11 protein-coding genes are annotated in these 12,177 nt (G+C 61.2%); 6 read left to right on the top strand and 5 right to left on the bottom strand.

Features of this window, described 5'->3' with window-relative positions; all coding sequences use genetic code 11:
* Window positions 1-14: 14 nt before the first annotated feature.
* Window positions 15-1,157 (bottom strand): pyridoxal phosphate-dependent aminotransferase, encoded by a 1,143-nt coding sequence (locus tag Q1A32_RS20985; protein WP_299657695.1) that lies wholly within the window; start codon window positions 1,155-1,157, stop codon window positions 15-17.
* A 22-nt stretch (window positions 1,158-1,179) separates the two neighbouring features.
* On the opposite strand from Q1A32_RS20985, the gene Q1A32_RS20980 reads away from it, so the two are divergent.
* Genes Q1A32_RS20980 through Q1A32_RS20970 form a run of 3 tightly spaced genes read left to right on the top strand, consistent with a single transcriptional unit; the run spans window position 1,180 to window position 4,055 of the window.
* Window positions 1,180-2,520 (top strand): M48 family metalloprotease, encoded by a 1,341-nt coding sequence (locus tag Q1A32_RS20980; protein WP_299657694.1) that lies wholly within the window; start codon window positions 1,180-1,182, stop codon window positions 2,518-2,520.
* Between the two features lie 3 nt (window positions 2,521-2,523).
* A complete protein-coding gene (locus Q1A32_RS20975; protein ID WP_299657692.1) occupies window positions 2,524-3,270 on the top strand; it encodes a DsbA family protein in 747 nt (248 codons plus the stop codon).
* Window positions 3,270-4,055: an oxaloacetate decarboxylase gene (locus Q1A32_RS20970; RefSeq protein ID WP_299657690.1), complete on the top strand. Its 786-nt coding sequence runs from the start codon at window positions 3,270-3,272 to the stop codon at window positions 4,053-4,055. Before Q1A32_RS20975 ends, Q1A32_RS20970 begins: the two co-directional genes overlap by 1 nt.
* Before the next feature lie 6 nt (window positions 4,056-4,061).
* On the opposite strand, the gene ispG is transcribed toward Q1A32_RS20970, so the two are convergent.
* From ispG to hemA, 3 genes are all read right to left on the bottom strand, one after another.
* Entirely contained in the window at window positions 4,062-5,195 is a 1,134-nt protein-coding gene (gene ispG, locus Q1A32_RS20965; RefSeq protein ID WP_299657688.1) for a flavodoxin-dependent (E)-4-hydroxy-3-methylbut-2-enyl-diphosphate synthase, read from the bottom strand.
* A 77-nt stretch (window positions 5,196-5,272) separates the two neighbouring features.
* On the bottom strand, window positions 5,273-6,493 hold the full coding sequence (locus tag Q1A32_RS20960; RefSeq protein ID WP_299657687.1) for a helix-turn-helix domain-containing protein: 1,221 nt from the start codon (window positions 6,491-6,493) through the stop codon (window positions 5,273-5,275).
* A gap of 112 nt (window positions 6,494-6,605) precedes the next feature.
* A complete protein-coding gene (hemA, locus tag Q1A32_RS20955) occupies window positions 6,606-7,841 on the bottom strand; it encodes a 5-aminolevulinate synthase (protein ID WP_299657685.1) in 1,236 nt (411 codons plus the stop codon).
* A 207-nt stretch (window positions 7,842-8,048) separates the two neighbouring features.
* On the opposite strand from hemA, the gene Q1A32_RS20950 reads away from it, so the two are divergent.
* Both Q1A32_RS20950 and Q1A32_RS20945 read left to right on the top strand, forming a co-directional pair.
* Entirely contained in the window at window positions 8,049-9,419 is a 1,371-nt protein-coding gene (locus Q1A32_RS20950) for a M20/M25/M40 family metallo-hydrolase (RefSeq protein WP_299657683.1), read from the top strand.
* Window positions 9,416-10,270 carry an alpha/beta fold hydrolase gene (locus Q1A32_RS20945; RefSeq protein ID WP_299657681.1) on the top strand — a complete coding sequence of 285 codons (855 nt, stop codon included), beginning with the start codon at window positions 9,416-9,418 and terminating at the stop codon, window positions 10,268-10,270. The genes Q1A32_RS20950 and Q1A32_RS20945 overlap by 4 nt, the downstream gene beginning before the upstream one ends.
* 27 nt (window positions 10,271-10,297) lie before the next feature.
* Here Q1A32_RS20945 and Q1A32_RS20940 read toward each other — a convergent pair whose 3' ends face one another.
* Complete coding sequence (locus Q1A32_RS20940) at window positions 10,298-11,170, bottom strand: glycosyltransferase family 2 protein (protein WP_299657679.1); 873 nt, start codon at window positions 11,168-11,170, stop codon at window positions 10,298-10,300.
* Between the two features lie 90 nt (window positions 11,171-11,260).
* On the opposite strand from Q1A32_RS20940, the gene Q1A32_RS20935 reads away from it, so the two are divergent.
* Window positions 11,261-12,013, top strand: coding sequence for a hypothetical protein (locus Q1A32_RS20935; protein ID WP_299657677.1), 753 nt, complete (start codon window positions 11,261-11,263; stop codon window positions 12,011-12,013).
* Window positions 12,014-12,177 lie beyond the last annotated feature (164 nt).

Here is a 12,177-nt window from a genome sequence, read left to right as displayed (position 1 = left end):
GCCGTGAATCCCCTTCAACGCCGATCCATGAAATCCTTGAGCCTCCGCAGCCCTTCCGCGATGTCTTGGCTCGTGCGGGCATAGGAAAAGCGCAGGGTCTGATGCCCCCGCACCGGATCGAAATCGAGGCCCGGGGTCACCGCGACGCCTGCCTTATCCAGAATCTCGGCCGCAAACGCCCGGCTGTCATCCGTCATCTCGGACACATCAGCGTAGACGTAGAAGGCACCGTCGGGCGGCGCGATCTTGTCAAATCCGGCCTTGGGCAACCCATCCAGCATCAGCGCGCGGTTGGCGCGGTAGACATCGAGATTGGCCTCAAGCTCGTCCGTGGCATCCATGGCCGCCAGGGCCGCCACCTGACTGGCATGGGGCGGGCAGATGAACATGTTCTGGGCCAGCCGTTCGACGACGCGCACGTGGTCTTCGGGCACGACCATCCAGCCGATGCGCCAGCCGGTCATCGAGAAGTACTTGGAGAACGAGTTGATCACATAGACGTCGTCGCTGACATTCAGGGCGCTGACGGCTTTGGCCTCGTATTCGATCCCGTGGTAAATCTCGTCACTGATAAAACTGGCACCCGTGCTGTGAGTGGCCCCGATCAGCTCGGACATGGCAGCGTGGTCCAGCATAGTGCCAGTCGGGTTGGCCGGTGAGGCAACCAAAAGGCCCTGCAGGTCCATGTTTGCGACATCACTGGGCACGGGCTGGTAGAGGTGGCGCGCCGCCGTGGGCAGATCCACTGGCGTGAGGCCCAGGCCGGTCAGAATCTGGCGATAGCTGGGGTAGCCCGGCGCGCCGATGCCCACGCGGTCGCCGCTGTCAAAAAGCGCGTTGAAGGCGAGGATGAATCCACCCGACGCGCCCGAGGTGACGATCACACGGTCGGGGTTCAGGTCGATGTCGTACCATGCGCCATAAAGCTGCGCGATGCGGGCCCGCAAGGCTGGCAGGCCCAGAGCGACCGTGTATCCCAGCGGTCCCTCCTCCATCGCCTCGCGCAATGCGCGGATCGCCGCCTGTGGCGCGCCCGTGCCGGGCTGGCCCACCTCCATGTGGATAATATGGCGCCCCGCGGCTTCGGCGGCGCGCGCGGCCTCCATCACATCCATCACAATGAAGGGATCGACATCGCTGCGTCTTGAGGTTCGCATGGGGTCTCCTATGATCCGGCCCATGACCTTTCATACCGTGGCGCGGGTGGCGTCAATCCTGATCGTAGCGCTTGCGCTTGCCCTGCCGGCCCGCGCGGTGTCCTTGTTGCGCGATGCGGACATGGAATATGCGCTGGCACAGGTGGCGGCCCCGGTGCTCAAGGCGGCAGGGTTGAGTGCGTCCCGCACAAAGATTCTTGTGGTGAACGACAGCTCTTTGAATGCGTTCGTGATCGGGAATGACGCCATCTTTATCCATTCGGGGCTGATCAGCCGCATGGACCGTGCCGCGATGCTGCAGGCCGTCATCGCACATGAAGCCGCACATATCGCCAATGGCCACATCACGCGCCGGATCACCAATCTAGGCAATGCCCGCACCGCCGCAACACTGGGACAGGCCCTTGCGATCATCGCGGCTGCCGCGGGCGGAGGTGAAGGTGCATTTGCCATCGGGGTAGGATCACAAAGTGCCGCCGAACGGGCGTTCCTGCGACACACACGGGCCGAGGAAAGCGCCGCGGACCAATCCGGGGCACGTTACTTGCGCAGCTCAGGTATCGACATCACAGGCATGCTGGACGTGTTTCGACTGTTTCGCGGACAGGAGGCGCTGAGCGAAAGCCGTCAGGACCCTTATGTGCGGTCCCACCCGCTGAGCCGTGACCGCTTGCGTTCCATCGAAGGCTTTGCCGCCGCTTATGGTTCCACCAATACCGCTAACGCAGCCGCATGGGATTATTGGTTTGCCCGGGCCAAGGGCAAGCTGACCGCGTTTACCCGCAAGCCCAGCTGGACCCTGAACAGGCTTGGTGAAAGCGGGCACAGGGACATCGCATTCATGCGCGAAGCTGCGGCACGCCACAAAAACTCGCAAACCAAACGCGCGATCCGGGCGATTGATCAAGCCATCGCGCTGCGTCCGCAGGACCCGTTCCTGTATGATCTCAAAGGGCAGATCCTGATGGAAACCCGGCAATTCGGCGCGGCGGCCAATGCACATGGCCGTGCGGTACAACTGCGCCCCAATGACGGGTTGTTGCAGTCCGGATATGGCCGCGCGCTGCTTGCCAGCGGCAATGTGAATGCGGCCCTGCCCGCACTTGAGCGCGCGCGGCGCATTGATTTCCGGGACGGCTCCATGCTGCGCGACCTGAGCGTCGCCTATGCCAAAACGGGTCAGCGCGGCATGGCGTCGTTGATCACCGCCGAGCGGTATGCGCTGCGGGGCCGTCTTGAAGACGCAGGTATTCATGCCAAACGTGCAACCGGCCTGTTGCCCCAAGGGTCCGGCCCTTGGCAACGCGCGCAGGATGTGCTCCTTGCCTCTGAACGCGCTGAAAAACGCAAGAAACGGAGATAGCGAATGTTTTTCCGACCCCTGACAGCCGCCGCGTTGGCCTTGACCATCGCCCTGCCCGCACAAGCCCTTGATCTAAGCCAGATGACGGATGAAGAGCGCCAGATTTTCCGCGAGGAGGTGCGGTCGTATCTGATGGACAACCCGCAGGTCATCATGGACGCCGTGCAAGTGCTGGAACAGCGCCAGGCCCAGGCCCAAGCCCAAGCTGACCTGTCGCTGGTGTCCGACAACGCGGACGAGATTTTTGACGACGGGTTCAGCTTTGTCGGTGGCAATCCCGATGGCGACATCACGTTGGTCGAGTTCCTCGATTATCGCTGCGGATTTTGCAAACGCGCCCATGGTGAAGTGGCCAAACTATTGGAATCGGACGGAAATATCCGCCTGATCGTCAAGGAATTCCCGATCCTCGGGGAACAGTCGGTGCTGGCCTCGCGCTTTGCCGTCGCCACCAAGCAGATCGCCGGGCCCGATGCCTACAAGGGCGTAAATGATGCGTTGATGGAGATGACGGGCGACGTGTCGATGCTGACACTGCGCCGCATGGCCACGACCTTTGGTCTGGATGCCGAAGCGATCGAAGCGCACATGGACACAGAGTCAGTGACGGACGAAATCCGCCGCACCCGCGCCTTGGCGCAGCGCTTGCAGATCACCGGAACACCGACCTTCGTGCTTCAGGACGAGTTGCTGCGTGGCTTTCTGCCATATGACGAGATGCAGGCGTTGATCGAAGAAAAACGGGGCTGATGCCATTCCGCGCCCTGCATGTCCCCGGCGATCCTCTGATCATGCCGAACCCGTGGGATGTGGGAAGCGCGGTGCTTTTGCAGAACATGGGTGCCAAAGCGTTGGCATCGACCAGTGCTGGGGCGGCTTTTGCCCGTGGCAAGCCCGATGGTGCGCTGTCCCTCGACGAAATGCTTGGGGCCGCCACGGAAATTGACGCCGCAACCCGCGTGCCCGTCAGCGCCGATCTGGAAAATGGCGATGCGGATACGCCCGACGGGGCTGCAGCCGCGATGTGCAGAGCGGCGGAGGCCGGTCTGGCCGGGGCGTCTTTGGAAGATCTGGGCAAAGACGGCGTTACCTATCCCACGGCCCTCGCGATAGAGCGGGTCGAGGCCGCCGTTGCCGCAACACGCGACAGTCGATTGGTCCTGACGGCCCGCAGCGAAGGGTTGTTGACCGGAACGCTGCCCCGCGACGCGGTCTGCGCGCGTATAAGCGCTTTTGCCAAGGCCGGGGCCGACGTCGTCTTTGTCCCCGGCTTGACCAGTTTGGAGGATGTGACCGCCGTGGTGCAAGCCGCAGGCGATACGCCTGTCAGCGTGTTGATCGGGGCCAGGTCCCCGGACCTCACCATTGCCAATCTTGCGAATGCGGGGGTTGCGCGGGTCAGCGTGGGGTCGGGCATGGCTCGCGCTGCCTATGGTGCTGCGATGGCGATGATGCGCGGGGTGCAGGCCACGGGCCAGATCACCTACCCCGACAACACGGCCAGCTTTGCTGACATCGAGGCACTGCTGAAATAGAGCGCCCTACTCTGCTGCTTGCGCCTCGGCCGCGCTGGCGGCATCGAGTTCCGCAGCCTTCTTTTCGACCTCTTCGACGATGTGATCGACCATGCGGTCATTGTCCATCCGGTGGCTTTGCTTGCCTGCCAGATACACCATGCCGTGCCCGGCCCCGCCGCCGGTAAAGCCCACATCGGTCATCAGCGCCTCGCCCGGGCCATTCACCACGCAACCGATAATCGACAGGCTCATGGGGGTCTTAATATGGGCGAGCCGGTCTTCGAGCACCTCGACCGTCTTGATCACGTCAAAGCCCTGACGCGCGCATGACGGGCACGAGATAATGTTGACGCCCCGGTGGCGCAGGCCCAGTGATTTCAAGATTTCGTAGCCGACCTTCACCTCTTCCACCGGGTCGGCAGACAGGGACACGCGGATCGTGTCGCCAATGCCCATCCACAGCAGATTTCCCAGACCAATGGCCGACTTGATAGTGCCAGACGTCAGACCGCCCGCTTCGGTGATCCCGAGGTGAATGGGAGCATCGGTGGCTTCTGCCAGCTTTTGGTAGGCGGCGGCGGCCATGAACACGTCGGATGCTTTGCAGCTGATCTTGAACTCGTGAAAGTCGTTGTCTTGCAGGATCTTGATGTGGTCGAGGCCGGACTCCACCATGGCATCCGGCGTTGGCTCACCATATTTCTCAAGCAGGTGCTTTTCGAGCGAACCCGCGTTTACACCGATGCGGATCGAGCAATTGTGGTCACGCGCGGCTTTGATGACTTCCTTGACCCGGTCCTCCGACCCGATATTGCCGGGATTGATGCGCAGGCACGCGGCCCCCGCCTCTGCCGCTTCGATCCCGCGTTTGTAATGAAAGTGGATGTCCGCCACGATTGGCACGGGGCTTTCTGCGACGATCTCTTTCAGCGCCTTGGATGATCCTTCGTCCGGCACGGAGATACGGACAATGTCGGCGCCTGCCTCGGTTGCGGCTTCGACCTGTGCAATGGTCGCGGCCACATCCGTTGTCAGAGTGTTCGTCATGGTCTGCACAGTGATCGGGGCGTCCCCACCAACCGGTACGTTGCCCACCATGATCTGACGGCTTTCCCGGCGATAGATGTTACGCCACGGACGGATATGGTTCAGCGACATGGGCAGCCCTGTTCAGCATATGAAGTTGTCAGGAAAGATAGACAGTCGCGGTGATCCCGGCAATGGGGCGCGGGTGACTATTCGGTGTCTTGCGTCAATGGGGTCGCCTGCGCCTCTGCATAGCGAACCAGACCTTCGTCGGTCGCGATATCGACGGGCAGATATGTCTCTTTCAAACCGGCAATTTCCAGCGGCAGGTTCGAGGTGATGGCGCCTGTGTCGCCCACGGGGCCATAGAACTTTTCGTTCATTGCGAAGTAGATCGCACCGCTTTCGCCCGTACGCAGGGTTGGCGGCTCTTCTGTCAGGGGCGCTTCCCACGTGTCACCGGCCTGCATTGTGGCCTCATAGATGACGGTGCCGTCTGCTGCGCGGACACGTACCCACGACGGGCGTACGGCGACCATGGTCAGGGCTGGTGCCGCCTCTTCCACGACCTGAGGAACGGTTGGGTTGATCGCTTCGGCAAGGGCGCGATCAATGCCGCCTGCGACGCCGGCGATCGAGGGCAGCGTTTCCGACGGTTCGGGCGCTGCAAAGGTTCCAACATCGCGTGGATCGAGGGTCGCAATGGGCGCATCACGGGCCACCAACACGGGCACGTCAAGCGCTTGTGGGCGGTATAGACGGTCGAGTGCATCAGCACGCGGTGTCTCAATCGACGGGCCCTGCTCTGTTTCGACGACGCTTGCACCGCTCAGGGGATCAAGATCAGACAAGACAACCGGAGTTTGGTCGACGGGGGCCACCTGCACGCGCTGCACTTCCTGCAGAACGGAGTAGCCGCCGAACCCGATACCGCCGATCAAGGCCAGCAGCACCAGCGACGACCCAACCGCTCGCGGTTCGATGCGCGACCAGACGGCCTCGCCTGCGGGCACAAACGGCGTCGCAGGGGCGGCAAAGATATCGGCGCCATGGGCCTTTTGCAGACGATCCTCGCGCGCAGCCTTCTTGACCACTGATGCCTCGGCAGACATGCCGTGGGCAACCGCGAACCCGCTTTCCAGACAGAACGTGTTGAACGCCCGGTCAGGATCCATGTTCAGGTAGCGTGCATAGGACCGCACGTAGCCCGCGATAAAACCCGGCGTGTCGAACGCGTCCGGGTTGCAGGCTTCGATGGCTGCGATGTAGCTTGCTTTGATGCGCAACTCGCGCTGCACGTCCAGCAGGGACTTGCCCATCGTGGCCCGTTCGCCACGCATGATATCGCCGAGACGCAACTCGAAGTCGTCAAAGCCTTTTGGTTCGACGTCTTCTTGAATTTTGGTTGTACCGGATTTACGCCCGATCATACCGCTGCCCCGTTGTCCCAAGTGTTAACGAACCGATCCCACTCGATTCGTCCCACCGCTGTTGTTTAACAGACGCTACCACATGGCAACGTCATTTGCGAACAATAGTGACTTATCCGGTGTTCTCGGCGCGATTTAGCGCACAATGGGACCATAATGTGTCCATTGCCTGAACCAGTGCATCGATCTCTTTCGGGCCGTGCACCGGCGATGGCGTGAACCGCAGCCGTTCGGTGCCACGCGGTACCGTCGGGAAATTGATCGGCTGGACATAAATGCCGTGGTCTTCCAACAGCATGTCGCTGAGCATTTTTGTATGCACCGGATTGCCCACCATCACCGGCACGATATGGCTGCCATGGTCGATGATCGGCAGGCCCATGCCCTTGAGGCGCAGCTTAAGCGTCTTGGCCTGCGCCTGATGATCTGCACGCAAGTTTTCGGCCGTTTTTAAAAACGCAACCGAAGCCGCGGCCCCGGCAGCCACCGCAGGAGGCAACGATGTAGTGAAGATAAACCCAGGCGCGTAGGATCGGATTGCATCGCACATTTTGGCCGAAGCCGCGATATAGCCGCCCATCACACCATACGCCTTGGCCAATGTGCCGTTGATGATGTCGATGCGGTGCATCAGGCCGTCCCGTTCGGCCACACCTGCCCCGCGCGGGCCATACATGCCCACGGCATGCACCTCGTCGATATAGGTCAACGCGCCAAACTCATCCGCCAGATCGCAAATCGCTTCAATGGGGCCGAAATCGCCGTCCATGGAATAGATCGATTCGAAGGCAATCAGCTTGGGCGCATCCGGATCGTCCGCTGCCAACAATTCACGCAGATGCTCAACATCGTTGTGGCGGAAGATACGCTTGGCCCCGCCGTTGCGACGCACACCTTCGATCATCGAGGCGTGGTTCAGCGCATCGGAGTAAATAATTAGTCCGGGGAAGAGCTTGGGCAGCGTACTTAAAGTGGCATCGTTGGCTATATAGGCGCTTGTGAACAGCAGCGCCGCTTCCTTGCCGTGAAGGTCGGACAGTTCCGCTTCAAGCCGTTTGTGGTAAACTGTTGTGCCCGAAATATTGCGCGTGCCGCCCGATCCAGCACCCGTGGCATCAATGGCTTCGTGCATCGCCTGCAAAACCAGCGGGTTTTGCCCCATGCCCAGATAGTCATTGCCGCACCACACGGTGATGGGCGACTTGGAGCCGTCAGGCCGGGTCCATTCCGCGTGAGGAAACTGGCCCTTCTGACGCTCGATATCGATGAAGGTCCGATAGCGACCCTCATCATGCAGGCGTTGCAGGGCGGCGTCCAATTTGGCGGTGTAGTCCACGCGAGGCTCCATTTTGGTCTTGGCGAAGATGCACGGGCATCTGCTATATTTAGAACGAATATAGATTGCGGGTTTGCGCTTCAATCCTAATCAAACGCGCGTCATGTCGCAGGTCCGGTATTCCCCACCCAGTGCCAACCCGCCTTGACCCAGATCAACCACTGGACACGGCGCAGGCGCGCCGTAGTGTTGCGGCAACATTCTCATGAAGGAACGCACATGACCCTCGACGCCGTTTTGTCCCGCATTGATGCCGATTTGCCCCAGGCCACGGACCGGTTGCTGGAGTTGTTGCGCATCCCATCCATTTCGACGGACCCTGCTTTTGCAGCGCATTGTCAGACGGCAGCTGATTGGTTGGTCGCGGACCTGCAAAGCCTTGGGGTAACTGCGGAAAAGCGCGAGACACCGGGCCACCCGATGGTGGTGGGTCACGTCGAGGGCGACGGCCCGCATCTGCTGTTCTATGGGCACTATGACGTGCAACCCGTTGATCCGCTGGAGCTTTGGGACCGCGACCCGTTCGATCCTCAGGTCGAGGATACGCCTGCGGGCAAAGTTATTCGAGGGCGCGGGTCGTCTGATGACAAGGGCCAGTTGATGACCTTTGTCGAAGCCTGCCGCGCTTGGAAAGCCGAACATGGCAGCCTGCCCTGCCGCATCACATTCTTCTTCGAAGGCGAAGAGGAAAGCGGCTCGCCGTCGCTGGTGCCGTTCATGCAAGAGAACGGGGAAGAGCTGAAATCCGACCTCGCCCTGATCTGCGACACCGGCCTGTTTGAATCCCGCGTGCCTGCCATTGTCACCATGCTGCGCGGTCTTCTGGGCGAGGAGATCACCATCACCGCGCCCGACAAAGACCTGCATTCGGGCATGTATGGCGGCGTCGCCATGAACCCGATCCGCGTTCTCACCCGTGTGCTTGCGTCCCTGCACGATGAGGAGGGCGCTGTGACTGTGCCCGGCTTCTACGACGGCGTGCCCGAACTGCCCGACGACATCCGCAGCCAGTGGCAGGGCCTCGCCTTTGATCATGCGAAATTCCTGGGCGATGTCGGCCTGTCCGAGCCTGCGGGCGAGCAGGACCGCACCCCGATCGAGATGATCTGGTCCCGCCCCACCTGCGACGTAAACGGCATCTGGGGCGGCTACACGGGCGACGGGTTCAAGACGGTGCTGCCGTCCAAGGCCAGCGCCAAGGTCAGCTTCCGCCTTGTCGGCGATCAGGACCCACACAAGATCCGCGACAGCTTTCGGCAGATGGTGCAGGCCGCCCTGCCCGCCGACTGCAAGGTCGAATTTTCGGGTCATGGCGCAGGCCAAGCGTCAGTCACCGAAACCTCGGACCCTGCGTTCGAAGCAGCGCGCGCTGCACTCAGCGCCGAATGGGGTATCCCGGCGGCCTATGTGGGCTGCGGCGGGTCGATCCCCATCGCGGGTCATTTTCAAGACATCCTAGGCACGACCCCGATGCTTGTTGGTTTTGGCAAGGACGACGACCAGATCCATTCACCCAACGAGAAGTACGACATGGAGAGCTTTCACAAAGGCATCCGCAGTTGGGCGCGTATCCTCGACGCGCTGACATGAGCACGTTCGTAACACCCGATGGCATCACCATCGCTTATGATTTGGCGGGCGACGGCCCACCCGTCCTGCTGCTGCATGGCTTTCCACAAACCCGTGCGATGTGGCACGCAATTGCACCCACGTTGGCGCAGCACTTCACTGTGGTGACGGCTGATTTGCGCGGGTACGGCGCAAGTACCAAGCCGCAGAGGATGGAAGATATGAGCTTTCGTCCGATGGCTTCCGACCAATACGCGTTGATGCAGCATCTGGGGTTTGATCAGTTTCACCTTGTGGGTCACGACCGCGGCGGACGCACGGCCCACCGTTTGACGCTTGACCACCCGCAGGCGGTCCTGTCCCTCACGCTCATGGACATCGTACCGACGCACCTGCTGCTCAACGAACTTTCACAACAGGTTGCAAGAGCCTACTACCATTGGTTTTTCCTGGCCCAACCCAACCCGGTCCCGGAGACCATGATCGGCCACGATGCGGACGCCTTCTTTGAAAGCTGTCTGGCAGGTTGGGGCGGCGACGTGGACAATTTCGATACGGCCGCGCTTGATGCCTACAGGGCATCCTGGCGTGAGCCCGACTGTATCCGTACCATGTGCAACGACTACCGTGCCGCCATCGATGTCGACTTTGCGCTGGATGCAGCTGACTTGGGACGGACGGTCGATTGCCCTTCGCTCGTGCTTTTCGGCGCGGACGGAGCCATGGGCAAAGCCTACGACGTGGCGGCGACGTGGTCTGATCGGCTGTCAGACATGCAGTCCGGAGGCTTGCCCGGAGGGCACTTCTTTCCAGACACCCACCCAACTCAGACGGCGACGGCCCTCACACGGTTTCTGCAGTCGCAATCGTAAGGCGCACGTATCCGTGCGCCCCGCCCGTCAGATCACACCGACAAATCGCTCGGGCAGAACGTATTGAGTGCTATACTCCGGCCGGTCGAAATGGAAATAGCCCGTGTCACCGCGCGGCTTGAATGTCCGCTGCATCTTGCGGCGCAAGGGACGCATATCGAAGTCATCGACCATGTCCAAATGGGCGAACGCGTCGAACACCGCGCGATCCTCTCCGCGCGCTTCGGCAAACCAGTGGCGTCCGATGGAGGCATCCTTGACAGACGCATTTACTTGATCCGTGACGGCGTTTCGGTGATCCATCACGCCGACATAGGCGCCGAAATCGCAGAACTTAAGGTGCAAAAGGTACAGATCATCCGGCGTGAACAGCTTGTCCGCCTGGGTAAAATGCCCACCCCGCGCGATCTTGACCGGGGCGGAGATGATGCAGGGTTTTGAATAATGTGGTGCCGGACGCACATGACGGCGCGGGCCGATGATGTGATCCGTGATCTCGTCGGTCTCGACATCGATGCGGTGGATCACTTCCAGCCCCAACGGCGTCACAACGCGGCCTTCGGGCGCGACCTCCAGAAACTCCAGCAATGATCCGCCCGCATCCGGGTCGCGCACCACCAACTCATCAACATCGCCAACAATCACGTGGCGATAATACCGGCGCAAACCACCCACGAGGTTGTTCAGCAACCCCCAGCGTTTGATGTCGAAATTCTTGTGCGGATCGCCGGGGATGCCGATGATGTTGCACCCGGCAGCCAAGTCGGCCACCTCCGCCCCGCGCCCGTGGTTCACCACATAGCAATTCTCGCGCCCGAACATCTCACCGTAGTGGCGCAGCCACGCCTTCAGAAAAAACGCGTCATCACGCACCATGGTAACGGCGGCCACTGTCTGCATCTGGTAGGGTCCTGCTCGGAAGTTTATTTTTGCGCACAGTATCGCAAGGTCACTGCCAAGAGAATCGTTAATTTGCCGCAAAGGCCTGACATGCCCCTGCCCTCCGATTTCGCACAGACCGGCCTGCATGTGGTCCGCACCGGCGACACCCCGATCACGCGCTATCAGGTGCTGGGCGAACGGTCATCGGGCACAAATTTCGTCAAACGGCTTTTGGGTCGGAATACTGATCTGACACCGACAGAAGACCTGGGGTGGAAGCATGGATTTCCACATATGATGGCGGTGCCCGGTGACATGGCCGTCATCGTCGCCGTCCGCCGCGCTGACACATGGGCACGGTCCATGTACGCAAAACCGTGGCATACGACGCCGGCCATGCAAGCCTTGCCGTTTTCGGGCTTCATCCGGGCACCGTGGGACACGATCATCGACCGCCCCCGCTATTTCGACGGGCTTGTGCCCGAGGGCAGCATTGGCGCGCCGCTGCAGCAGGACCGCCATCCGGTGACAGGGCATCGTTTCGCCAACCTGTTCGCGCTCAGAACGGCCAAGTTACGGGCCATGCTGTCGCTTCTTGACCGGGACTGCACGTGTATCTTTGTCCGAATGGAGAACGCGCAAGCCGAGCCAGAGGCGACGCTATCATCCCTCACAACCATGCTTGGAACAGCGCCACCGCGCTCCGACTACCGCCCGGTGATCAAACGCCTCGGCTCAAAATTCAAACCATCTGTGCCGGACCGCCCTGCCTTGCCCGACGATTGGACCGGGGCAGACAAAGACCACCTCCGCGCCAGCATCGACACCGACCTCGAAGCCCAGCTTGGCTATACCTACTGATCCAACTTCATTTCGCCGAATAAACCGCGGGGAGCGCGAGGGGCTGGCCCCTCGTTCCAACGGGAACCATTTAGCGGATAAAGGGAAAGTGGCGCGGTTGACGGGGCTCGAACCCGCGACCCCCGGCGTGACAGGCCGGTACTCTAACCAACTGAGCTACAACC

Source organism: uncultured Tateyamaria sp., assembly GCF_947503415.1.
Taxonomy (GTDB): Bacteria; Pseudomonadota; Alphaproteobacteria; order Rhodobacterales; family Rhodobacteraceae; genus Tateyamaria.
The sequence above is the reverse complement of the archived record's forward strand: the minus strand, read 5'-3'. Positions and strand labels throughout refer to the sequence as shown.

Coding starts and splice junctions, on each gene's coding strand:
- Q1A32_RS20985 (WP_299657695.1), bottom strand. CDS start 1,157: ATGCGAACCTCAAGACGCAGCGATGTCGATCCCTTCATTGTGATGGAT.
- Q1A32_RS20980 (WP_299657694.1), top strand. CDS start 1,180: ATGACCTTTCATACCGTGGCGCGGGTGGCGTCAATCCTGATCGTAGCG.
- Q1A32_RS20975 (WP_299657692.1), top strand. CDS start 2,524: ATGTTTTTCCGACCCCTGACAGCCGCCGCGTTGGCCTTGACCATCGCC.
- Q1A32_RS20970 (WP_299657690.1), top strand. CDS start 3,270: ATGCCATTCCGCGCCCTGCATGTCCCCGGCGATCCTCTGATCATGCCG.
- ispG (WP_299657688.1), bottom strand. CDS start 5,195: ATGTCGCTGAACCATATCCGTCCGTGGCGTAACATCTATCGCCGGGAA.
- Q1A32_RS20960 (WP_299657687.1), bottom strand. CDS start 6,493: ATGATCGGGCGTAAATCCGGTACAACCAAAATTCAAGAAGACGTCGAA.
- hemA (WP_299657685.1), bottom strand. CDS start 7,841: ATGGAGCCTCGCGTGGACTACACCGCCAAATTGGACGCCGCCCTGCAA.
- Q1A32_RS20950 (WP_299657683.1), top strand. CDS start 8,049: ATGACCCTCGACGCCGTTTTGTCCCGCATTGATGCCGATTTGCCCCAG.
- Q1A32_RS20945 (WP_299657681.1), top strand. CDS start 9,416: ATGAGCACGTTCGTAACACCCGATGGCATCACCATCGCTTATGATTTG.
- Q1A32_RS20940 (WP_299657679.1), bottom strand. CDS start 11,170: ATGCAGACAGTGGCCGCCGTTACCATGGTGCGTGATGACGCGTTTTTT.
- Q1A32_RS20935 (WP_299657677.1), top strand. CDS start 11,261: ATGCCCCTGCCCTCCGATTTCGCACAGACCGGCCTGCATGTGGTCCGC.